23 protein-coding genes are annotated in these 20,486 nt (G+C 66.0%); 8 read left to right on the top strand and 15 right to left on the bottom strand.

Going from position 1 to position 20,486, the window contains the following annotated elements; genetic code table 11:
- Nucleotides 1-53: 53 nt before the first annotated feature.
- Nucleotides 54-608, top strand: a complete 555-nt coding sequence (locus tag AC07YR_RS19405) for a dihydrofolate reductase family protein (protein WP_494734939.1) — start codon at nucleotides 54-56, stop codon at nucleotides 606-608.
- Here the strand turns inward: AC07YR_RS19405 and AC07YR_RS19400 are convergent.
- Nucleotides 605-901, bottom strand: coding sequence for a hypothetical protein (locus AC07YR_RS19400; RefSeq protein ID WP_436058968.1), 297 nt, complete (start codon nucleotides 899-901; stop codon nucleotides 605-607). The genes AC07YR_RS19405 and AC07YR_RS19400 overlap by 4 nt on opposite strands.
- Before the next feature lie 58 nt (nucleotides 902-959).
- Here AC07YR_RS19400 and AC07YR_RS19395 point away from each other — a divergent pair, with 58 nt between their 5' ends.
- Nucleotides 960-1,583 carry a LysE family transporter gene (locus tag AC07YR_RS19395; protein ID WP_028270908.1) on the top strand — a complete coding sequence of 208 codons (624 nt, stop codon included), beginning with the start codon at nucleotides 960-962 and terminating at the stop codon, nucleotides 1,581-1,583.
- A 74-nt stretch (nucleotides 1,584-1,657) separates the two neighbouring features.
- Here AC07YR_RS19395 and AC07YR_RS19390 read toward each other — a convergent pair whose 3' ends face one another.
- Nucleotides 1,658-2,587, bottom strand: coding sequence for a PaaX family transcriptional regulator (locus AC07YR_RS19390; protein ID WP_494734938.1), 930 nt, complete (start codon nucleotides 2,585-2,587; stop codon nucleotides 1,658-1,660).
- A gap of 178 nt (nucleotides 2,588-2,765) precedes the next feature.
- Between AC07YR_RS19390 and AC07YR_RS19385 the strand changes: the two genes are divergently transcribed.
- The 3 genes from AC07YR_RS19385 (at nucleotide 2,766) to AC07YR_RS19375 (ending at nucleotide 6,477) form a co-directional block, all read left to right on the top strand.
- Entirely contained in the window at nucleotides 2,766-4,154 is a 1,389-nt protein-coding gene (locus AC07YR_RS19385) for an MFS transporter (protein WP_494734937.1), read from the top strand.
- A gap of 92 nt (nucleotides 4,155-4,246) precedes the next feature.
- The gene (locus AC07YR_RS19380) at nucleotides 4,247-5,992 is read left to right on the top strand and encodes a CocE/NonD family hydrolase (RefSeq protein WP_494734936.1); all 1,746 of its coding nucleotides are present in this window, start codon (nucleotides 4,247-4,249) and stop codon (nucleotides 5,990-5,992) included.
- Entirely contained in the window at nucleotides 5,989-6,477 is a 489-nt protein-coding gene (locus tag AC07YR_RS19375; protein ID WP_494734935.1) for a DUF3237 domain-containing protein, read from the top strand. The genes AC07YR_RS19380 and AC07YR_RS19375 overlap by 4 nt, the downstream gene beginning before the upstream one ends.
- 136 nt (nucleotides 6,478-6,613) lie before the next feature.
- On the opposite strand, the gene AC07YR_RS19370 is transcribed toward AC07YR_RS19375, so the two are convergent.
- From AC07YR_RS19370 to AC07YR_RS19345, 6 genes are all read right to left on the bottom strand, one after another.
- Complete coding sequence (locus AC07YR_RS19370; RefSeq protein WP_494734934.1) at nucleotides 6,614-8,179, bottom strand: acyl-CoA synthetase; 1,566 nt, start codon at nucleotides 8,177-8,179, stop codon at nucleotides 6,614-6,616.
- 10 nt (nucleotides 8,180-8,189) lie between these two features.
- Nucleotides 8,190-9,515: an MFS transporter gene (locus AC07YR_RS19365; RefSeq protein WP_494734933.1), complete on the bottom strand. Its 1,326-nt coding sequence runs from the start codon at nucleotides 9,513-9,515 to the stop codon at nucleotides 8,190-8,192.
- Nucleotides 9,516-9,568: 53 nt separating this feature from the next.
- The gene (locus AC07YR_RS19360; RefSeq protein ID WP_494734932.1) at nucleotides 9,569-10,024 is read right to left on the bottom strand and encodes a MaoC family dehydratase; all 456 of its coding nucleotides are present in this window, start codon (nucleotides 10,022-10,024) and stop codon (nucleotides 9,569-9,571) included.
- 115 nt (nucleotides 10,025-10,139) lie between these two features.
- Nucleotides 10,140-11,372 carry an acyl-CoA dehydrogenase family protein gene (locus AC07YR_RS19355; protein WP_494734931.1) on the bottom strand — a complete coding sequence of 411 codons (1,233 nt, stop codon included), beginning with the start codon at nucleotides 11,370-11,372 and terminating at the stop codon, nucleotides 10,140-10,142.
- Between the two features lies 1 nt (nucleotide 11,373).
- Complete coding sequence (locus AC07YR_RS19350) at nucleotides 11,374-12,267, bottom strand: amidohydrolase family protein (protein WP_494734930.1); 894 nt, start codon at nucleotides 12,265-12,267, stop codon at nucleotides 11,374-11,376.
- A gap of 2 nt (nucleotides 12,268-12,269) precedes the next feature.
- Nucleotides 12,270-13,223: an SDR family NAD(P)-dependent oxidoreductase gene (locus AC07YR_RS19345; protein WP_494734929.1), complete on the bottom strand. Its 954-nt coding sequence runs from the start codon at nucleotides 13,221-13,223 to the stop codon at nucleotides 12,270-12,272.
- Between the two features lie 125 nt (nucleotides 13,224-13,348).
- On the opposite strand from AC07YR_RS19345, the gene AC07YR_RS19340 reads away from it, so the two are divergent.
- Nucleotides 13,349-13,834, top strand: coding sequence for a MarR family winged helix-turn-helix transcriptional regulator (locus AC07YR_RS19340; protein ID WP_436058978.1), 486 nt, complete (start codon nucleotides 13,349-13,351; stop codon nucleotides 13,832-13,834).
- A gap of 92 nt (nucleotides 13,835-13,926) precedes the next feature.
- Here AC07YR_RS19340 and AC07YR_RS19335 read toward each other — a convergent pair whose 3' ends face one another.
- The 7 genes from AC07YR_RS19335 to AC07YR_RS19305 all read right to left on the bottom strand — a co-directional run bounded on the left by AC07YR_RS19335 (nucleotide 13,927) and on the right by AC07YR_RS19305 (nucleotide 18,930).
- Complete coding sequence (locus tag AC07YR_RS19335) at nucleotides 13,927-14,169, bottom strand: hypothetical protein (RefSeq protein WP_436058979.1); 243 nt, start codon at nucleotides 14,167-14,169, stop codon at nucleotides 13,927-13,929.
- Between the two features lie 188 nt (nucleotides 14,170-14,357).
- Entirely contained in the window at nucleotides 14,358-14,735 is a 378-nt protein-coding gene (locus tag AC07YR_RS19330; protein ID WP_436058980.1) for an ArsR/SmtB family transcription factor, read from the bottom strand.
- Nucleotides 14,695-15,981, bottom strand: coding sequence for an MFS transporter (locus AC07YR_RS19325; RefSeq protein ID WP_494734928.1), 1,287 nt, complete (start codon nucleotides 15,979-15,981; stop codon nucleotides 14,695-14,697). The genes AC07YR_RS19330 and AC07YR_RS19325 overlap by 41 nt, the downstream gene beginning before the upstream one ends.
- Before the next feature lie 81 nt (nucleotides 15,982-16,062).
- Nucleotides 16,063-17,352, bottom strand: coding sequence for an MFS transporter (locus tag AC07YR_RS19320; RefSeq protein WP_494734927.1), 1,290 nt, complete (start codon nucleotides 17,350-17,352; stop codon nucleotides 16,063-16,065).
- A gap of 383 nt (nucleotides 17,353-17,735) precedes the next feature.
- A complete protein-coding gene (locus tag AC07YR_RS19315) occupies nucleotides 17,736-18,005 on the bottom strand; it encodes a hypothetical protein (protein WP_231511214.1) in 270 nt (89 codons plus the stop codon).
- A 169-nt stretch (nucleotides 18,006-18,174) separates the two neighbouring features.
- The gene (locus AC07YR_RS19310; protein WP_494734926.1) at nucleotides 18,175-18,594 is read right to left on the bottom strand and encodes a DUF302 domain-containing protein; all 420 of its coding nucleotides are present in this window, start codon (nucleotides 18,592-18,594) and stop codon (nucleotides 18,175-18,177) included.
- A gap of 78 nt (nucleotides 18,595-18,672) precedes the next feature.
- A complete protein-coding gene (locus AC07YR_RS19305; protein ID WP_494734925.1) occupies nucleotides 18,673-18,930 on the bottom strand; it encodes a metal-sensitive transcriptional regulator in 258 nt (85 codons plus the stop codon).
- Between the two features lie 131 nt (nucleotides 18,931-19,061).
- Here AC07YR_RS19305 and AC07YR_RS19300 point away from each other — a divergent pair, with 131 nt between their 5' ends.
- Nucleotides 19,062-19,700 carry a rhodanese-like domain-containing protein gene (locus tag AC07YR_RS19300; RefSeq protein ID WP_436058986.1) on the top strand — a complete coding sequence of 213 codons (639 nt, stop codon included), beginning with the start codon at nucleotides 19,062-19,064 and terminating at the stop codon, nucleotides 19,698-19,700.
- Nucleotides 19,697-20,455, top strand: coding sequence for a sulfite exporter TauE/SafE family protein (locus AC07YR_RS19295; RefSeq protein ID WP_494734924.1), 759 nt, complete (start codon nucleotides 19,697-19,699; stop codon nucleotides 20,453-20,455). The genes AC07YR_RS19300 and AC07YR_RS19295 overlap by 4 nt, the downstream gene beginning before the upstream one ends.
- Nucleotides 20,456-20,486 lie beyond the last annotated feature (31 nt).

The following is a 20,486-nucleotide window of genomic DNA, read 5'->3' as shown; positions in this document are numbered from 1 at the left end:
GCCACCGGTCTGCCTTTAGGATGCGAAGGAAAACCATCGGCGAGGAGAACCCCATGCGCAAAGTGACGGCCGGCCTGTTTTACTCCGTGGACGGCGTGGTTGAGTCGCCCAACCTTTGGCAGTTCGACAGTTTCGACGAGGAACTCGGTGCTGGTATGCACCAGATGATGGCCCGGGTGGAAACGGGGCTCCTCGGCCGGGTCGGCTACGAGCAGTGGGCCAGTTACTGGCCAAGCGCGGCCGACGACGCCGACTTCGGCGAGTTCATCAACAAGCTGCCGAAGTTCGTAGCCTCCCGGACGCTTTCGGGCGAGCTCGAGTGGCAGAATTCCCGGCTGATGGACGCCCCGCTGGAGGAGTTCGTCGCTGGTCTCAGGGAAGGCGACGGCGGCGAGATTGCCGTGTTCGCCAGCATCTCGCTGACCCGGCAGCTCCTGTTCGCCGGACTCCTCGACACGTTGATGCTCATGGTGCACCCGGTCATCGCCGGAAGCGGACGGAAGCTGTTCGAGGGGGGCGATCCGGTGACACGGCTGGAATTGCAGGATTCCGAACGCACCAGCAAGGGCAACATGATCCTCAGTTACGGTGTCCGGCCGGGCGCCTAGCTCGGATCCCGAGGCCCGCTGTTCTGCCGTCGGGCCGAGATTCGAACCAGCTGGTATACGCAGATGGCGGCGATGGATCCACCACCAATGACCCACGGCACCGACTCCGGGGCGGCGATCAGCGGGTAGGACGTGCACTCACCCGGGCGATCAACGTAGTCAATGCAGACCCCCACAGTGGTTGTCAGCAACGGGAAGCTGAGGAACACCACCACAGCCAGGATGACAGCCCACGGCCAGCGCTTCGACCGCGGCCGTGAGTAGCCGGAGTGGCTCACCCTCTCCCCTGCCATGACCTGACCATACTCCGGGACAAAACTTCGTCACAGCCACAGCCACTAAACTGTATGGGTGCAACCCTCCCTTTGGCTGGCCCTGGCCGGCGCCGGCGTCCTGATCAGCTTTACGCCCGGAGCGGGTGCCATCAACACCATGAGCAACTCGCTGAACTCGGGTTTCCGGCGATCCATCTGGGGAATCCTGGGCCAGCAGGCCGCGCTGGTGGTGCACGTACTGATCGTGGCCCTGGGCGTGGGCGTCCTGGTTGCCAGTTCACCCGTGGCGTTCAACGTGATCCGTTACGCCGGCGCCGCGTATCTGGTCTACCTCGGCATCCGGCAGTTCCTGCACAAGCCGGACCTGGACCAGGAGAAAGCGGCCGAACTGCGCAACGAGCCGGCCGCTTCCATGTTCCGCCGCGGCCTGTGGGTCAACTTGCTGAACCCCAAGGCCGTGGTCTTCTTCCTGGCGTTTATGCCCCAGTTCATCAGGCCGGAGCAGCCGTTGCTGCCCCAGTACCTGGTGCTGACTGCCACGGTGGTGGTCATCGACATCCTGGTCATGTGGTTCTTCTTTGCCGCCGCGGCCAAGTCCTTCCAGCGGTTCACGCACAACGCTCACGGGCAGAAGATCCTGAACCGGACGTTCGGGGTGCTCTTCGTGGCCGTGGGCGTCATGCTGGCGCTGATCCACTAACGGGCGGCCGGCGAAAACCGGGGCCGCAACTGTCCGTTCGCGCTCAACTTAGGGCCGCAACTGTCCGTTCGCGCTCAGTGGCTGCCGGACCACACCGGCAAGGCCTTGGCAGAACCTGCCAGCTCCGGGGCTTCCCTGGCCACCGTCTCTTCAACGAAGATAAGCGCAGCCGGCGCCAGCCCGTCATACAGGCGGACGAGGAGGTCACGCGCTTCGGTCCGCGGCCACGCCTCGGGCAGGAGTTCGGCGGGAAGGTCGGGGTCGCTCCACGGAAATGCCCGCCAGGCATCCATGAGCTCGGTCCTGACCCGCAGGGCGTCCGCCGGACCCACCGTCCCGGCGTCGAACCTTTCCAGCCATGGCCTGAACCTGTCGATAAATGGCTGGTACTGCTCCCTGAACTCCTGCGGCGACCAGGCGTCGATGAGCCGCTTGCCGCGGAGGCTGGAATCGGCTATTCGAAAAATGACGTAGTCATCAACCCCGAAGGCGCTGCAGGTGCTTTCAAGCTCAGCGGCGTGGTCACGGGGCGAGACCCACACGGCCCCGAACAACGGCGCAAAACCCCGCCACCGCAGCCGCGACCGGAACAGCTCGCGCACGTCGCGGGATGTTTCCGGGATGGAAAAGGCGATGACTGTCCAGTGGCCGTCCCAGCGCCGGGACTGTTCCCCGAACGCCGAGACTTGTTCGAGGCCGCCGCGCAGGCGCTTCCGCGCACCCTCCGTGATCCGGTAGCGGGAAGTCCGCCCCGCACTCGACTGCTCCAGCACTCCCCGGGTAGCCAGGCGGCTCAGTGCCGTGGCCGACGCAGACGCCGTAATGCCAAGGTCGGCGGCCAGGGCGGCAATAAGCCGGGAAGGCAGCCAGGCGTCGCTGTCGAACCAGTAGTCAACCAGCAGGGTCACCAGCTGGTGCTGACTGGAGGGGCCTTTCAGCGGCCGGGGAAAATCAATGGCCATGTCCGGATCCATGCCGGGTCCGGAGGCCAGGGGCTTGCTCATCACGCCTCCATCATGCCAGCAGAGCCCGTCGACTAATGCTTGCACATTTCTTGACGGACGCTGAATCAAGTGCATACTATTTATCCAGGGCGTGACGGAGGCCACAGCCGACCCCGCCGCCCAGCTCAGCATGCGAGCCCCACAGAACTTCCTCCCTTGCCCTTTTAGGAGATCCGCAATGACCGCTGGTCCCATCAATCCGCCGACGCCGTTGACGTCGTCCGCGGAACATGCCCGCCCTGATTCCCACCGGGGAACAAAGCACGCCCGCCGTGCCGCCACCGCCAGTTTCATCGGCAGCACCCTCGAGTACTACGACTTCTTCATCTACGGCTCAGCCTCGGCGCTGATCTTCAACAAGATCTTCTTCCCCGGCATCGACCCCGCCCTCGGCACCATCCTGTCCATGGCCACCATCGGCATCGGCTACGTCGTCCGGCCGTTGGCGGCGAGCGTGATCGGGCACTACGGCGACCGCATCGGACGCCGCCAGATGCTGGTGCTTACGCTCGTGGTGATGGGCGTTGCCACCTTCCTCATCGGCTGCCTGCCGCCGACGGCTGCCATTGGCGCGGCAGCCCCCGTCCTCCTGGTTCTCCTTCGGGCGCTCCAGGGAGCCTCAGCCGCCGGCGAATCGGTGGGTGCAGTCACCATGACCATGGAACACGCCCCCAGCAACAAGCGGGCCTTCTACAGCAGCTGGGTCAACACCGGCGCGGCTGCCGGAATCATGCTGGCGTCCCTGGCCTTCCTGGCGGTGTCGATGCTTCCCCAGGAGGATCTGCTCAGCTGGGGGTGGCGGCTGCCGTTCCTGGCCAGCATCCTGGTAGTCGGCGTCGGCCTCTACATCCGCGTCCGGTTGCCCGAATCCGAGGTGTTCGAAGCCGCGAAGGATGCCGAAACCGAGCCGGAACTGCCCATCAAGGTCGTCCTCCGCGATCATTGGCGGACCATCATCAAGGTCATCTTCTTCGGGCTCTGGAGCGTGGTTTCTTCCGTCTTCGCCGCCTTCGGCCTCGCCTACGCGACCAGCAAGTTCGGTATCCCGGCGCCGGCGATGCTGGGGGTCACCATCCTCACGGCGGGGCTGGCCGTCATCGCCCAGCCCTCCGCGGGCATCCTCGCCGACAGGATCGGCCGCAAGCCGGTCTTCATCGCGGGCAACCTCATCTGCGCCGCCGCCGCGTTCGCCTTCTTCTGGTCCATCAGCACCACGTCGGTCCCCCTGATCTACGCGAGCGGCATCCTGTTCATGACCGTGGGTTACGGGATGGTCAATCCGCTCGGCCCGGCCATGACCGCGGAAATGTTCCCGACAAAGATCCGCTACTCCGGCGCGGCCACCGCGTCGCAGCTGGGCCTCGTTGTCACCGGCTTCGCGCCGGCCATCGCCGCCGCCATCGTCCAGCCCGGCCCCGCCGGCTGGATTCCCGTGGCCGCCTTCACCGCGGCCTGCTGCCTTGCTTCGGCAGCCGTCACCGCCATCTGGGTCAAGGAAACCTACTTGGTTCCCACTGAGGCACTGGGTGCCAGGACTTCCGGTGCCGAGGAATCCATCAACGCCTAAATCCTGATCCCGGACCAGGAAAGGAGCGGCCGGGCACCTGCCCGGCCGCTCCTTTCCGCTTCCCCTGAACTTCCACCGAAAGGAAGACCCCTGTGACATCCCGCCCCGTGCTCATTGAACAAGACGTCGAAACCCCGCTGCTGGACGGCACCATCCTGCGCTCCACGGTGTACCGCCCGGCGGACGGGGAGCGGTGCCCGGTCCTGCTCACCCGGACACCGTACGGACGCGACCTCTCCGTCAACTCCGCCTACTTCAACCCCGTAACGGTCGCAGCCGCGGGCTATGTGGTGATCATGCAGGACTGCCGAGGTCGCTTCGGCTCGGACGGGGCCTTCGATCCGTCCGCCAATGAAGCGTCCGACGGCGCCGCAACCGTCGAGTGGGCGGCGCGGCTGCCGTACTCCAACGGTGCTGTAGGGATGTGGGGCCGGTCCTACTTCGCGGAGACGCAGTGGCGGGCAGCGTCCCTGGCCCCTGACGGGCTCGCTGCCCTTTCGCCCGGCATCTCGGCCGGGGGCAATGCGAACAACGGCTCGCTCTACCGCGGCGGAGCCTACGAGCTCGGCAGCCGGTTCAGCTGGGGCCATGCCTCCATCTCTGCCAACGAGCTCCTGCGCGAATTTGCGGACGATCCTGAACTTCGGGACAAGGAATTCCAGACGTGGCTGGACCTGGACCGATCGTTTTCCGATGGCAGCGCATTCGGCACCCTGCCACTCCGGGACCTCTCCGCACGGTTCGGCACGTTCATGAACCGCCATGTCCTTCCCTCGGCCGGCGAAACACCGGGGAGCAGTTTCACAAAGCTGTGGGACGAAGCCTCTGCAGAGCCGGTACCGCTGCCCACGCTGCACATCGGCGGCTGGTTCGACATCTTCTGCCCCAGCACCCTCTCCCAGTACGCGATGCAGCTGGAACACAGCCGCGCCGGAGCCGCTCCCGCACCCCGGCTGATCGTTGGCCCCTGGTCGCACACCAACTTCTCCGGAGCCTTCCCGGAAGTGAGCTTCGGGCTCAATGCGGCCGGTGGCATGATGAACGGTCTCGGCGACCTCTCCGGCCTGCATACGGCGTGGTTCGACGCAGTGCTCAAGGGTGAACCGCAACGGATCAGCAAGGTGCCGCCCGTGCTGCTGTACTTCATGGGTGAAAACCGGTGGCGCAGTTTCGATGAACTTCCCGCACCGTGCAGCCACCGCTCCTGGTTCCTGGCGGCCGGCGGGTCCCTGGCGGACGCGCCGGGGCCCGGCGGCTCCGCTGAATACGATTACGACCCCCTGGACCCGGTCCCCACCGCGGGCGGCGCAACCATGATCCACGGGGTGTTCCCCGCGGGGCCGGCCAACCAGCACGCCGTCGAGTCCCGCGCGGACGTCCTCACGTTCACCACCGGTGCGTTCGAGGAGCCGGTCACGCTCTTCGGCGAGGTCAGTGCAACGTTCTTCGCTGCTTCCACCGCCGTGGACACGGATTTCGTGGTGCGGCTGTGCCGGGTCGCTCCGGACGGAACATCGCTGGGCATCGCCGACGGAATTGTCCGTGCCTCCTGGCGGGACAGCCATGCCGGGACAGGGCTGTACCAGGGGGGCTACGAGCAGTCATTGATCGAGCCCGGCGAGCCGTACGAGTACACCGTTAACTTGTGGCAAACCGCCTATACCTTTGCCCCCGGCGACAGGCTCCGCGTCCAGGTGACCTCCAGCTGCCACCCTCGCTGGGACCGGAACCTCAACACCGGCGAGCTGGCATATGACTCCGCCGAATCCGTCGTCGCCCGGCAGACCATCCTGTTCGGGCCGGACTTTCCCAGCCGGCTGACTGCGGGGATTTTGTGACCGCGCCATTTCCGGGAGCGGAAACTCCGGAGGCACCGGGGCTAACCTTCCTTGCGGAACTTTCCGTCACGGTCGGCGAGCCGATCGACGTCGGACAAACCCCCGAGGGGCACCGCCGCGTCATCCCTATCACCGGCGGAACGGTGAGCGGCCCGGCCCTGAACGGACGGGTCATCCCGGGCGGCGCGGATTATCAGCTCCTCCGGAGCGCCACGCTGACGGAACTGGACGCCCGCTACGTGCTGGAGACCCTGGACGGCCGCCGCATCTACGTGCACAATTCGGCACTGCGCCACGGAAGCGTCGATGACATCGCCCGGCTCAACCGCGGCGAAGCGGTCGACGCCGGCAGCATCTATTTCCGTTGCTGGCCCCGGCTCGCTGCGGCCTGTCCTGAATGGGACTGGCTCAACACACGCCTGGCGGTGGGAACCGGCGAACGGCATCCGGACCATGTGCTGATCCGGATCTTCCTCCTGGACTGACCTTTTACCCTTGTGCAGTGCGAGGGCGACGGCGACGCAACCGCCCGCCCGCCCAAAGACAAGACTGCCCGGACCGGGATCCACGAAGGATCCGGGTCCGGGCAGTCTTGGTCGGGGCCGCAACTGTCCGTTCGCGCTATTGCAGTTGTCCGTTCGCGGCGTACTGCTTCCGCAGGTCCATTTTGCGGATCTTGCCGCTGGCCGTCCGCGGCATCTCCTCCACGAACACCACCGATTTGGGGATCTTGTAGCGCGCGAGCCTCCCGTCCAAGTGTGAACGCACCTCGTCCTCGGACAGCGAGGCGCCTTCGCGGAGTGTCACGATGGCACGGGGAACCTCGCCCCACCTCGCATCTTGGACGCCGATCACGGCAACGCTGGCCACCGCGTCCAGCTCGGAGATGGCCGCCTCGACCTCCGCCGGATAGATGTTCTCGCCGCCGGAAATGATCATGTCCTTGATGCGGTCCGAGACGAACAGGAAGCCCTCCTGGTCCAGGAAACCCGTGTCGCCGGAGCGGAACCAGACGGAGTCCGCGTAGCTTTCCGCGGTGGCTTCCGGCCGGTTCCAGTACTCCGTGATGACGTTCGGGCCCGAAATCTGAATCTCCCCCACCTGGCCCGGTGCCGCAGGACCGCCCAGGGGATCAGCGATGCGGACATCCGTGAAGAAGTGCGGCAGGCCTGCGGAGCCTGCTTTCTCCCGGGACCTCGACACCGGCAGCATGGTGGCGCCGGGCGCGGTTTCGGTCATGCCGTAGCAGCTGGTGAAGCCGATGCCGCGCTCCTCGTAGGCGTCCAGGACCCGGCGCGGAATGGCCGACCCGCCGCAGGTCAGCTTGTCCAGGGAGCTCAAGTCCGCCGCCGGCCAGGCCGAGTGGTCGCAGAGCATCTGGAACGTGGTGGGGACCCCGTTCAGGGTGGTGACCCTGTGCTCTTTGATCAGGTCAAGGACCCGGCCGGCGTCGAACTTCGCCTCGAGCACCACGGTGGCGCCCTTGAGCAGCATCGGCAGCAGGCCCATGTCCAGGGACGCCACGTGGAACAGCGGCGAAATCATGAGGGCGACGTCGTTCCGGTTCAGGTCCATGTCCACCACGGTGTTGAAGCAGTTCCAGGTGATGTTGCCGTGGGTGAGCAGCGCACCCTTGGGGCGGCCGGTGGTGCCGGAGGTGTAGAGGATCATGGCGGCGTCGTCCAAAGCCACGGCCTCGTCCCGCGGGGTCACGGCTGCCGCGTGAAGCACCCCTTCATAGCGTTCGACGCCGGATGGCAGCTCCACGACGGAACCTTCCGCGCCGCCGTCGGGCGCCACCACGAAGCGGTGGGTCACCGCGGTTCCTTCGGCGGACGCTGCCGCGAGGGTTTCGAGCTCACCGGCGTTCACCAGCAGCCGGGTTCCGGAGTCCTGCAGCTGGAACTGCAGCTCGGGCGCTGCCAGCCGGGTGTTCAGCGGGACGAAGACGGCCCCGAGCAGGCCGCAGGCGAAGAACGTCTCCACGAAGGACGGATGGTTTTCACCGAGGTAGGCCACCCGGTCGCCCTTGGCCACTCCCCTGCGCCCCATGGCGTTGGCGAGCCGGTCCGTACGCTCGGCGAGCTCTTCGTAGCTGACGGCACGGTCCCCCGAGACGAGGGCCGTTTTGGGTCCGGACTTCCGGCGGCGGCGGTGCAGCCAGGATCCAACTCCGTTGTTGTCCATGTTTGTGCTCCTAATCGACCGCAGTGAGGTCGTTGTTCTTAGACTCCCGCGTCAGCAGGATGAAGACAATGGAAACCGTTGCCATGACGGACAGGAAGACCACCACCGGGACGATGCTCTGCCCGGAATCCTTGTACAGTCCGGCCACGATGCCTGGTGTGAATCCGGCGCCGATCAGGGTGGCCAGCTGGTAGCCCACAGCGGCGCCGGTGTAGCGGGAGGTGGTGCCGAACTGCTCCGACACAAACGCCGCCAGCGGTCCGTACAGGCTCGAGTGCAGCACCAGGGCCACGGTGAAGGCCAGGAAGACCAGGCCGACGTTCCCGGAGCCGAGCATTCCGAACATCGGGAACAGGTAGGCGATGAACAGTGCCAGTCCGGCCACCATCACGGGTCGGCGTCCGAGGCGGTCGGACAGCCGTCCACCGAGCAGGACGAACAGGATGGAAATGGCCGAGGCCCCGGCGAACGCGTACAGCACGCCCTGCTGCGGGGCGCCCTTGGACACCGCGTAGGTAATGGAGAACGTGGGCAGCACCACTTGCAGGCCGAAGCCCGCCGCACCGGCGAACATGATCATGATCAGCGCTTTGGGCCGGCGCAGCACTTCAAGGAGCGGGATCTTGCGCTTGGTGCCCTGCATGCTTTCCTTGGCCACTGCCTCGGCGAAGATAGGGCTCTCGGAGACCCGCAGCCTGACGAACATTCCCACAATCAGGAGCACGAAGGACAGCAGGAAGGGCACGCGCCAGCCCCATGCCAGGAAGGCCTCCTGCGGCAAGGCGGAGAAGATGCCCATCACCACCGTGCCAAGCACGGCTCCGGTGGGGGCGCCGGCGTTGACGAACGAAGCTGCGAAGCCGCGCCGTTTGGGATCAGAGTGTTCCAGGGCCATGAGCGCGGCCCCGCCCCACTCGCCGCCGACGGCGATTCCCTGGCAGACCCGCAGGAACACGAGGATGACGGCGCCCCAGGGTCCGATCAAGCTGGCGCCGGGGATCAGGCCGATGAGCGTGGACGCAATTCCCATCACCGCCATGGAGACGATGAGCATGCCCTTACGGCCGACGCGGTCCCCGAAGTGGCCGAAAATGATGCCGCCGAGGGGGCGGGCGACGTAGCCGGCGGCGAACGTGGCGTAGGCGGCGACGACGCCCACCCAGTCGTCCATGCCGGAGAAAAAGACCTTGGGAAAGGCCACGGCAGCGGCCGTGGCATACAGCAGGAAGTCGTAGAACTCGATGGTGCTGCCCAGATAGCTGGACATGATGACCGTGCGCGCTTCCTTGCGCTTCGCGGCCGTGCCCGCTGGCGCGAGCGTGGTTTGTCCTGACATGGCTGTTCCTTGGGAAGGAGGGACGGTTGGTGGTTTTAGCTTGCGGAAGCGGCTTACTTGTAGAAGCGGGCCAGGAATTCGGCCACGACGGCGGGGCGTTCCTGGCCTTCGATCTCGATGGTGTTGGACACCTTGATCTGGGCGCCGCCCTTGACTTCGGTGACCTCGGCGATGGTGGCCTGCATGCGGATCCGCGAGCCCACCTTCACGGGTGAGGTGAAGCGGACCTTGTCCAGGCCATAGTTCACCTTGGTGGTGACGCCATCGACGTCGAACAGCTCGCCCCAGAACGGGATGATGAGCGAGAGTGTGAGGAAGCCGTGGGCGATCGGGGCGCCGAAGGGGCCGTCCTTGGCGCGCTCCGGATCCACGTGGATCCACTGGTCGTCACCGGTAGCATCGGCGAATCTATTGATCTGTTCCTGGGTGATTTCGCGGTATTCGGTCACGCCGAGGTCTGTCCCGGCGAGGGTGAGCAGTTTGTCGAAGTCGACGACAAGATTGGGCATGTTTGCCTCCTGGTGTGGTTTTTGGAGTTGCGGAAGTACGACGGCGGAGCGGTGCTTCCGCCGTCGGGTTTCAGTTGCTGTTCGGTTCGGTTAGTGCTGTTCAGTTGGCGCTGCGTCAGCGGGTGAAGGCGCTTTCGCCGGTGAGGGCGCGGCCCACGATGAGCGCGTTGATTTCGTGCGTTCCTTCGTAGGAGTAGACGGCTTCGGCGTCGGCGTGGAACCGGGCGACGTCCGTCTCGAGCGTGATGCCGTTGCCGCCCACCACTTCGCGGGCCAGGGCCACCGTTTCGCGCATCAGCAGGGACGTCTGCATCTTTGCCAGAGCGGAGTCCTGGTCCCGGTAGATGCCCCGGGACTGCTGTTCGGTCAGCCGGACCACCAGGGACAGGGACGAGGTGACGTTGCCGAGCATTCGGGCCAGCTTTTCCTGGACCAGCTGGAAGGATCCCAGCTGGCGGCCGAACTGCCGGCGTTCCGTCACATAGCGCAGGGCGGCTTCGAACGCTCCGGCCTGGATTCCGGTGGCAATCCAGGCAACGTCCGAACGCATGGCGCGGAGCATCGCGGCCACGTCCTTGAAGGAGTCCACGTTGTGCAGGCGCATGGATTCCGGCACCCGGACGCCCACGAGGGTGATGTGGGCATTCTGCATCATCCGCAGCGCGGTCTTGCCGTGGATCTTCTCCAGCGTCACGCCGTCCGCCTCGCGGTCCACCAGGAAGGCCTTGACCTGGCCGTCTTCATGGTCCCTGGCGAACACCGCCAGCACATCAGCGCTGACCGCACCCCCGATCCAGCGTTTGGCACCGTCCAGGATCCAGGAGTTCCCCTCCCGGCGGGCCGTCGTGGACAGGCCGCCGGCGATGTCCGAACCGGAGTCGGGTTCGGTGAGCGAGAAGACCCCCTTGAGGGAGAAGTCGATTACCTTCGGCATCCATTCAGCCTGCTGCTCCGGCGAGGCACCCACCCGGATGGCGGTGCGGAAGAGCCCGGCTTGGGACGTGTACCAGGTGGCCAGCGAGGCGTCGGTGCGGGCCAGCTCGAAGATCCGGAAACCCTGGTAGATGCCGCGGGCGGGACCGGTGTTTGGGCCCATGGCGCCGGTGAGTTCCGCCGGTTCCATCAGGTCCAGGTCGATCAGGGGCTGCGCGAGTTGTGTGGGGAACTCGCCCCGTTCCCAGTAATCGGCCAGCAGCGGCTGCGCTTCCCGGTCCAGGAAATCCCGAAGGCGTCCCAGCACACGGCGCTCATCCTCCGTGAGGAGGGACTCGGCGTCGTAGTAGTCGCAGACGCCGTAGAGCCGGGTCTTTTCGGCGGTAGGGGTCTGCTCAGCTGTGGTGGCGCTCATCTCAGCCGCCCAGTCCGAGCAGGCGCACGGCGTTGTGCTTGAGGATCTTGGGCCGGACCTCGTCTTTGAGCGGCAGGTCCGCGAACGCGGCCAGCCATTTCTGCGGCGTGATGAGCGGGAAGTCGGTGCCGAACAGGACTTTGTCCTGCAGCACGGAGTTGGACATCCGCACCAGGGACTCCGGGAAGTACTTGGGCGACCATCCGGAGAGGTCGATGAACACGTTGGCCTTGTGCGTGGCGATGGAGTTGGCTTCGTCCTGCCACGGCACCGAGGGGTGGGCCATGATGATCTGCAGTTCCGGGAAGTCCGCGGCCACGGCGTCCAGCAGGAGCGGGTTGGAGTAGGCCAGCTTGATGCCGTATCCGCCGGGAAGGCCCGCGCCCATGCCGTTCTGGCCGGTGTGGAAGATGGCCGGCAGGCCGAGTTCCTGGAGGGTTTCCCAGAGGGGGTAGAACTGCTCGTTGGAGGGGTCGAAGCCCTGCAGGGACGGGTGGAACTTGAAGCCGCGGGCGCCCAGGTCGATGGCCTGGTGCTTGGCGCCCTGGATGGCCTCGGCCCCGGTGCGGGGGTCCACGCTGCCGAACGGGATCAGCACGTCGTTGTTCCGTGCCGCGCCGGCGATCAGGTCCTCGATGCTGTTGGGTTCGTGCTTGAGCTGGGTGCGGGCGTCCACGGTGAAGACGACGGCGGCCATGTTCAGTTCCCGGTAGACCTCGGCGATGCGGTCCAGCGACGGCGTGCGGTCCTCGGCCTTGAAGTACTTGGCCGAGGCTTCGGTGAGGGCCTCCGGGAGTGATTCGTGGCCGTGGCCGTCCACTTCGAGGTGCACGTGCATGTCGATCGCGTCCAGCTTGGCGGCGTCGATGCGGGGCTCGTAGCGCGTGGCAGCCATGGCTAGCCCACCTTCACGGGAGCTGCGGCAGGCTGTGCCTCCGGCTTCAGGTCCTCGGGTAGGGGCAGGAATTCCTCGCCCACGCTCTGGAGCTTGGCGCCGAAGAGCGGGCCGAAGTTCTCGATGAGGTCCTCGTAGCGCCAGCCGCCCTCGCGGTATTCGGTGGCAGCAGCCTCGGGGTGGGTCCAGAGCTGCAGCCGGTCCCCGCCGGCGCCGATGGCCTGGCCGGTAATGCCGGCCGCCTCATCGGAGGCGAGGAATGCGACCAGTCCGGAGACGTCGTCGGCCGTTCCGAAACCGAGTTCGTGGCGGAAGAAGGCCGGCATGGCCTCGCCGCGCTCGTCGGCTTCCACGGCTTTTTGGAAGTACGGGACGGTCTTGGTCATGGCCGTGGCCGCGACGGGGATGACGGCGTTGGCGGTGACGCCTGCCTTCTTCATTTCCAGGGCCCAGGTGCGGACCATGCCCACGATGCCGGCCTTGGCGGCGGCGTAGTTGGTCTGGCCGAAGTTGCCGCGCTGACCGGTGGGCGAGCCGATGGTGATGATCCGGCCGGCGATGCCGTTCTCCTTGAAGTAGGCGAACGCTTCCCGGACGCAGGTGAAGGTGCCGCGGAGGTGGACGTTGATGACGGCGTCGAAGTCTTCGTCGGTCATCTTCAGCAGGGACTTGTCCCGCAGGATCCCGGCGTTGGTGACCAGGATGTCGAGGCGCCCGAACTCGGTGACGGCCGCCTGCACCAGCTGCCGGGCCACTTCCGTGCTGCCGACGGGAGCGACGACGGCGGCGGCCTTTCCGCCGTCGGCCTCGATGAGCGCCACTGCCTCCCCGGCGACCGTCGCGTCGACGTCATTGATGACGACGGCTGCGCCCTGCCGTGCGAGTTCCCGGGCGTAGGACAGGCCCAGGCCACGGCCGCTTCCGGTGACGATTGCTACTTTGCCTGACAGGCTCATGGCTGCTCCTTTGCTAGCTGACCTTGTGCATCCCGGCTCTCGACGTGGGATGCTGTTCTGTATCCATGAAATTATGGATAGTTGAAAATGTCAACGATTTATTTTGAGGATTATTGGAGTCGGCCATGACGATCGAGACACAGGGCGGTCAACGGACCGAACAGGCCCACAAGCTTGTGGCCGCATCCATCAGCCAGGACCTGGGATTTCTGCTGGCCAAGCTGCACGCCGTGGGGTCCGTTTTGAACAACAGGGCGCTGGCCGAGTTCGACCTGAAGGAGCGTTCATACTCGGTCCTGATCCTCGCCAACAGCGGGCTGGAACCGACGCAGCGTGAACTGGCGGACTTCCTCAGCCTGGATCCCAGCCAGATTGTGGCACTCGTGGATGAGCTGGAGAAGCGGGGCCTAGTGGCCAGGGCGCCGGGAAAGCAGGACCGCCGGGCAAAGACCGTGACGGCCACCGCCAAGGGAGGAAAGCTGCTGCAGCGGGCCAGCGACGCTGCGCAGCGGGCTGAGGCGGAAGTGCTGGAAGGGCTGCCCGCGGAAGAATCGGCGCAGCTCAAGGCGCTGCTGCGCAAAGCACTGTGGGGTGCCGGGCTATCTGACTGAGGTTTTTCGGGGCCCGGTTAGCGTGCAGGGTCGGCTTAGTGTCCGGGCCGGCTTAGCGTCCGGGCCGGAATGTTTTAGCCGGCAAGATGGCCTTAGCGTGCCGGACCGTCCGGGCGGGAACGCCCTTGGCATTCGGCCCCGTTCCGGCGCGCCAGCTCTGCCAAGACCACCGGCCCCACGAGGCCGGCATGGTTCGGGCCTGGCGTGTTGTCGCTGTTCCTCAAGAGGCAGGCCAGTGCTTCGAGCTCGCCGGTGGGGACGGACGACAATGAGGCGTAGCACTTGAAGATACGCCGTTCGGCAATGCCGGCGAGGCGGCCACTGTTCGCGTTCATGCGGCCCCCGCAGGGGGATCCGTGGCAGCGGGTGCGAAGACGGCGCGGAATGTCGGGCCCATGGAAACTCCTCAGCAAAGAATCCGGAGGCTGCCTGCATAACCCGAAGCCAGAATACCGCAGACCGGCTCCCCGGCGCACGGTCTTTAAGCCCCAAATTGCCCTCCCGCCCGGCGCCACGTCGAGGGTCACCCGTGGGAGGGTTCGCCCGTGGTTCGGTGGTCCGCATGGTTGATGGTCTCCCGGATCAGCCGGACGAGGTGGCCGTCGTGCAGCGAGTAGATGACATGCCGGCCGTCCTTCCGCGCGTTCACCATCCCGCTGAGCCTCAGTTTGGCCAGGTGCTGGCTGACCACCGTCCTCGGAACGGCGGCCGCCTCCGTAAGTTCGGTGACGCTCCTGGGGCCTTGCGCAAGCTGCCACAGCAGATGCAGGCGCGTAGGTTCGGCCAGCATCCGCAACGTGGCGGCTGCATTTTCCAGCAACTCCGGTCCAGGCGTGACGGGATGGACGAGCGAGGGCCCATCAGTGCCGGCGCTGAACGGACTGCTCGGCTGGCTGCTCAATGGCCTGCTCCTCGGTGACGGCGGGACCCGGTCCGGAAAAGGTCTTCCGGGGCCAGGACAGGAAGGCTCCTGCACTGCCAAGTATCGCAAGGATTGTCAGCGCCGCGGCAGCCCAGCCCAGGCCTGCGGCAGCACCGATCCAGCCCGCTACCGGATAACTGAGGAGGTAGCAGGCATGGGAGAGCGAGAACTGGGCCGTGAAAACGTACGGGAGCGTGATCTCCGTGGCAGCTTCCCGGAGCAACCGGGAGGACGGGGTGATGACGGCGGACGTGGCGGCGCCGAGCGCGAACCATAGCCCCAGCAGCGGCCACCATCCGACGCCCTGCGATGCCATGAACATCACCGCGGCGGCGGCGCCAAGTGCCGGGGGGATCAGGGCGGCGCCGGTCAGCATGACGGCTCGATCGCCGAAGCGGTCCAGGACCCGCGGAACGGCCAGGGCGACAACCATGGAGCCGGCGCCGAAGCAGGCAAGGGCAACGGCAAGATCGGATCCGGGACGGTGCAGGACGTCCCGGACATAGACCACGGTATTGACCAGCACGAGGGCCGTCGGGGCGGCCACCGCAAGGTTCAGTGCCAGCAGGGACCTCAGCCTCCGGTTGCGCCAAAAGATCCGCACCCCCAGGGTGGTCCGGTGCCACAAGGACGGCTGTGGCTCCCCGGGCGCGCCGGGCCGGGGTACGGCCGTAAAGGCGACCAGGGTCGCGGAGATCAGGAAGCCGGCAACAGTGCCGATGAACAGTTCGTGGTAGCTCATTACGGTCAGCAGCAGCGCGGCAGCAGCCGGGCTAACCAGGGCTTCCATGTCATAGGCGAGCCGGGACAACGAAAGAGCATAGGTGTAGTCCCGGGGATCCTTCAGGATGAGCGGGATCAACGACTGGAACGCCGGCGTAAATGTTGCTGACGCGGATTGGAGCAGGAAGATCACCACATAGATCTGCCACGTTTCCGTGATGAACGGCAGGCACAGGGCCATGGCTGCCCGGACCAGGTCAGCCGCGATCAGCACCGGCTTCTTGGGCAGGCGGGCCACGAGGGCGGTGATCACCGGAGCGAGGCCTACGTAGGCCACCATTTTGATGGTCAGGGCCGTTCCCAGGACGGCCCCGGCGTGCCTTCCGGCAAGGTCGTAGGCGAGCAGCCCCAGGGCGATTGTCAGCAGGCCCGTCCCGGCCAGGGCAACGACCTGGGCACAGAACAGCCGCCCAAAGACTCTGTTCCGAAGGACAGCCAGCATCAAACTCAAACTCCTCAAGTGCATACGTGCACTAACGTGCACACTTGAAAGTGTAAGCCCCGCATCACCGGGAACACCCGCTTAGCGGGATGCGGGCTTGTGATCAGTGCCGCGCATCCGCACAGCCACCACAACGCCGGACAGCCCGGTCAGGACGGCGACGACGGCGACTGCCGCAGGAATGCCGAAGGCATCGGCGATGATTCCGGACAGCAGGGCACCGACGGCAAAGCCGCCGTCGCGCCACAGCCGGTAGATCCCCACCGATCTGGCCCGCCACTCGGGATGGGCAACATCGCCGATGGCGGCCAGCAGCGTCGGGTAGACCATGGCCGTGCCTGCTCCAAGCAGCACCGCCGCGGCCAGCCAGGTTTCAAAGCCGGCCCCGAAGGCCACCATGCCGAGGGCGATTGCCTGTACCAGCATGCCTCCGACGATCAGGGGCTTGCGCCCGATCCGGTCCGACAGCGCGCCCGTCACCAGCTGGCCGGCGCCCCATACGGCCGGATACACGGCCGCGAGGATGCCGATGCGTTCAATCGTCAATCCGGCGGCCGCAAAGAGGACGGGGAACAGGCCCCAGGCCAGGCCGTCATTCAGGTTGTTCACCATGCCCGCCTGGCTCACGGACGATAGCGACTTGTCGCGGAAGCTCGTCAGCGTGAACACCTCGCGGTTGCTCAGCTGCGCGTGCGCTCCCTCATGGACCGACACATGGCTGGCAGCCTCGGCCCTGGCATGGTGGTGGGTTTCCCGCACGGTGAGCACGGAAAGGCCCAGGCCGACGGCGATGAACGCAGCACCCAGCAGGAAGGGGCCGGGACGCAACCCGTACGTGGAGGCGATGTAGCCGGTGGCCAGCGCGGTCCCGGCGACGCCGAGGTAGCCGGCCGCTTCGTTGAGGCCCATCGCCAGGCCACGGCGGGAGGGACCTACGAGGTCCATCTTCATCATCACCGTGGTGGACCAGGTTAGTCCCTGGCTGATGCCGAGGACGACGTTGGCCGCCACGATCCACCCCCACGACGGCCCGAAGATCAGCATCAGCGGGACGGGCAGCGCGATCAGCCAGCCCGCCACGAGGACCGGCTTGCGGCCGTAACGGTCCGACAAGGTGCCGGCGAAATAGTTGGTGGCGGCCTTGGCCACGCCGAATGCCAGGATGTACGTCAAGGCACTCGTGTACAGGTCCAGCTTGAAGACCTCGCCGGCAAGCAGGGGCAGGACGGTTCTCTCCTGCCCCAGCGTTCCGCCGACCAGGGCGTTGACTGCCACCAGGATCATGAACTGGGCAAGGTTCTGCCGCAGCCCCAGGGTTATGGCATCCAAAGTGCGGGGCTTCCGATGCGGGGAGGGACTTTCGGAGGTCATGTTTTGATTCCTGGGGTGGGAGACGAAGGCGGGAAAGGGAACGGGCCGCGAAGAAGGAAATGGCGACGGCAGCCGATAGACCTGTGGCTGAACGAAGACCGCCCGAATGGGGCTTGCGCGGACCGCCTACAGACAGGGGTCGCACCGGCGACTCAGGCAGCCCAGTGGCCGGACGCGCAGCGCAGGTGAGCGGCGCGGGAAAATTGGCGCCGCTCGACCGCCGGGCATCCCGCCCGCAGCGTAATCACGCCGTTCGAAAGGGCCGACGGCGACTGGGGACAGCCCGGGTCTCAGCGGGCTTTTCGCCGCCGGCCCCATAACAATTTTAGGAGATTACGACCCGCCGCGTGCGAGTGGACGCTACCCGTTTTCCCTTGGTTCTGTCAGGCAGACTTGGTCCCGGCCACGCGGCCGGCTGCACGGGCCGAGCGGTTGCGCCACCAGCGGCGGACGAGGTCAACCATGGCCAGGAGCCCCGCGAGCGGCGAGAGAACGGCCGCGGCGTAGACGAAGAGCAGCCACGTGAGTGTTGCAATCGGCGGCTGGTTGGTACTGAGAAGTGACAGGCCGCCGAAGAAGGCGACCGTCCAGAAAAGCACTACGCCAAAGAGCACCGCCGCAGCAGGGAAATACTCGTTTGTCACTACGGTCATCACAGTGTTCAATGCTCTTCCTCCTGACTCATTTGGCGCCGGACATCACCGCGTCAATCTCAGTATGAAGGCAGCGAATGCAGGATCCCGGCAGGACGCAGAAAGCGTGACGAAAATAACCTCAGCCCACGCCTGGGACCACCTGTCCTGAGCCGATTTCCGCCGCCACCTAATCTTTCGTTTGCGCATCCAGGTCGGCCAGCGCGGCACGCAGCCGGGCGTCGGCGTCGTTTGCCACTTCGTGCACTTCCGGGCTGTCGCTGAGCTGCACCATGGTCTGCGGATCTATGGCCTGGATGGTGGTGACCTCCGCACCCTTGCCGCGGCGCACCACAACATTGCACGGCAGCAGCGCGCCGAGGTCCGGTTCGGCGGCAAGCGCACGGCTGGCCAGGGCAGGGTTGCAGGCGCCCAGGATGACGTAGTCGCCGAGCGCTTCGGCAGCGTCGGCGCCAAGCTTGGCCTCGAAGGTCGCGCGGACATTGATCTGCGAGAGAATGCCGAACCCTTGTCCGGCGAGCGCTTCACGCGTCCGTTCGACGGCGTCGCTCCAGGACAGCGGGACGGTCACGGTGTGGGTGTAGGTCATGGGGTCTCCTTTTTGTATTGGCGAATGGCTTTGCATTGGCGGTGGCTTTGCATTGGCGGTTGGCGGCTTGAATGAGGCTTATGCCAGGGACAGGAAGAGCTTTTCCAGATCTTTCGTGTTCATGCCTGCGTCCTTACGGACAATGCATTGCTCAAGCCCGCTGGCAATGATGGCGAACCCCGCGCGGTCCAGCGCCTTAGAGACCGCCGCGAGTTGGGTGACGATGTCTTTGCAATCGCGCCCCTCCTCCAGCATTCGGGTCACGGCAGACAGCTGCCCCTGGGCTCGCTTGAGCCGGTTGATGACCGGGGTGAGGTCGGTTGAATCGAGTTCCATGATGCCTCCGGATAAGGGGTTGCCAGAGTTAAAGGCTATACCCCCAGGGGTGTTTTTGACTACCCCCGGGGGTATCTGCAATACTCGGTGGGGTATTCAGCTTTCGTCTGATCCGTCTTGAAAGGACATCCATGACACGCCCCTCCGCTTCACCGGCTGCCCCCGCAGTCACCGCCCTGGATCCGGAAACGCTGCAGAGCTGGTTTCAGGAACACAAGGACCTCGTGGTGATCGACGTGCGCTCGGCCGCAGAATTCCAGTCCCTGCACATCCGCGGTTCATACAACGTTCCGCTCCCGCTGCTTTCCGAGCACACCGACGAACTGGCCACCCGGCTGGGAAGCCGCGTAGTGCTCGTGTGCCAGTCAGGCGCACGGGCCGAGCAGGCACGGCAGCGCCTCGGCGGAGCCGGCATCGGCACCGCCTATGTCCTGACCGGCGGCGTGCCGGGCTTCGCGGCTGCCGGCGGCGACGTTGTCCGCGGCAAGGCCCGCTGGGACCTTGAGCGCCAGGTCCGCCTTGCTGCCGGTTCCCTCGTCGTGCTGGGCCTGGCCGGCGGGAAATTCGTCTCGCCCAAGATCCGCCTGCTCGCGGGCGCCATCGGCACGGGCCTGACCTTCTCGGCCGCGACCAACACCTGCGCCATGGGCCAAGCGATCTCGGCCATGCCGTGGAACAAGGCGGCGAAGGAGCCTACCCGCGAATCCGCCATTCTGCAGCTGCCCGCGGCGGCAGAGCAGATCGAACCGGACCGGACACAGGCGGCATGATTCCAGCCTTGGCACTGGGGCTGCTCGTTGGGATTGTGCTCGGGGTGGTCGGGGGCGGCGGGTCAATCATCGCCGTCCCGGCCCTGGTCTACGGAGTGGGCCTGAGCCCTGCGGAGGCCATCCCCACCTCCCTGCTGGTGGTCGGCCTCTCTTCGCTGGCAGCACTCCTGCCCCGGTTCCGCGAAGGCATCAACTGGCCCGTTGTCCTACTGGTCGGCGCCGCCGGCATTCCTGCGGCGTGGGGAGGCGCGGCCGTGGGTCGCCTCCTGGATCCGAACGTATTGATGCTCGCATTCGCGGGCATCATGGTGGTTGCCGGCATCCGTATGCTGATGCGCACCAGCGAGGTCGAGGGAACGTGCAGCACCGGACCCACCCGGGCCTTCCGCTCCTGCGCCCCCAAGGCGGTCGGAGTCGGACTGCTGGTCGGCTTCCTCACCGGATTGCTGGGAGTCGGCGGCGGATTTCTCATCACGCCGGCTCTCACCCTCTTCCTGGGGCTGCGCATGAAGCAGGCCGTCGCATCGTCCCTGGCCATCATTGTCATCAACTCCGCGGCCGGCTTCGGGGCCCACGCCGCCGGCTTCACCATTGAGTGGTCAACAGCCCTGGCCTTCACGGTCCCCGCAATCCTCGGCTCACTCGCCGCAGCGCGTCTGGCGCGTTTCCTCAAGGACAGGCACGTCCGCGTCTCGTTCGCTGTTCTGATTTTCGCCGTAGCCGTCTGGGTCACTGCAAGCACCGTCACAGCCTGACCGGTAGGGCCCATTCGGCGAAGAAACCCGA

Source organism: Arthrobacter sp. GW460-12-1-14-TSB2, from assembly GCF_059423525.1.
This window is presented reverse-complemented; position numbering and strand designations above follow the sequence as displayed.

Bases quoted from the DNA above. Each gene is read 5' to 3' on its own strand.
- AC07YR_RS19405 (WP_494734939.1), top strand. From the start codon at position 54: ATGCGCAAAGTGACGGCCGGCCTGTTTTACTCCGTGGACGGCGTGGTT.
- AC07YR_RS19400 (WP_436058968.1), bottom strand. From the start codon at position 901: ATGGCAGGGGAGAGGGTGAGCCACTCCGGCTACTCACGGCCGCGGTCG.
- AC07YR_RS19390 (WP_494734938.1), bottom strand. From the start codon at position 2,587: ATGAGCAAGCCCCTGGCCTCCGGACCCGGCATGGATCCGGACATGGCC.
- AC07YR_RS19385 (WP_494734937.1), top strand. From the start codon at position 2,766: ATGACCGCTGGTCCCATCAATCCGCCGACGCCGTTGACGTCGTCCGCG.
- AC07YR_RS19370 (WP_494734934.1), bottom strand. From the start codon at position 8,179: ATGGACAACAACGGAGTTGGATCCTGGCTGCACCGCCGCCGCCGGAAG.
- AC07YR_RS19365 (WP_494734933.1), bottom strand. From the start codon at position 9,515: ATGTCAGGACAAACCACGCTCGCGCCAGCGGGCACGGCCGCGAAGCGC.
- AC07YR_RS19360 (WP_494734932.1), bottom strand. From the start codon at position 10,024: ATGCCCAATCTTGTCGTCGACTTCGACAAACTGCTCACCCTCGCCGGG.
- AC07YR_RS19355 (WP_494734931.1), bottom strand. From the start codon at position 11,372: ATGAGCGCCACCACAGCTGAGCAGACCCCTACCGCCGAAAAGACCCGG.
- AC07YR_RS19350 (WP_494734930.1), bottom strand. From the start codon at position 12,267: ATGGCTGCCACGCGCTACGAGCCCCGCATCGACGCCGCCAAGCTGGAC.
- AC07YR_RS19345 (WP_494734929.1), bottom strand. From the start codon at position 13,223: ATGAGCCTGTCAGGCAAAGTAGCAATCGTCACCGGAAGCGGCCGTGGC.
- AC07YR_RS19340 (WP_436058978.1), top strand. From the start codon at position 13,349: ATGACGATCGAGACACAGGGCGGTCAACGGACCGAACAGGCCCACAAG.
- AC07YR_RS19335 (WP_436058979.1), bottom strand. From the start codon at position 14,169: ATGAACGCGAACAGTGGCCGCCTCGCCGGCATTGCCGAACGGCGTATC.
- AC07YR_RS19325 (WP_494734928.1), bottom strand. From the start codon at position 15,981: ATGCTGGCTGTCCTTCGGAACAGAGTCTTTGGGCGGCTGTTCTGTGCC.
- AC07YR_RS19320 (WP_494734927.1), bottom strand. From the start codon at position 17,352: ATGACCTCCGAAAGTCCCTCCCCGCATCGGAAGCCCCGCACTTTGGAT.
- AC07YR_RS19315 (WP_231511214.1), bottom strand. From the start codon at position 18,005: ATGACCGTAGTGACAAACGAGTATTTCCCTGCTGCGGCGGTGCTCTTT.
- AC07YR_RS19310 (WP_494734926.1), bottom strand. From the start codon at position 18,594: ATGACCTACACCCACACCGTGACCGTCCCGCTGTCCTGGAGCGACGCC.
- AC07YR_RS19305 (WP_494734925.1), bottom strand. From the start codon at position 18,930: ATGGAACTCGATTCAACCGACCTCACCCCGGTCATCAACCGGCTCAAG.
- AC07YR_RS19300 (WP_436058986.1), top strand. From the start codon at position 19,062: ATGACACGCCCCTCCGCTTCACCGGCTGCCCCCGCAGTCACCGCCCTG.
- AC07YR_RS19295 (WP_494734924.1), top strand. From the start codon at position 19,697: ATGATTCCAGCCTTGGCACTGGGGCTGCTCGTTGGGATTGTGCTCGGG.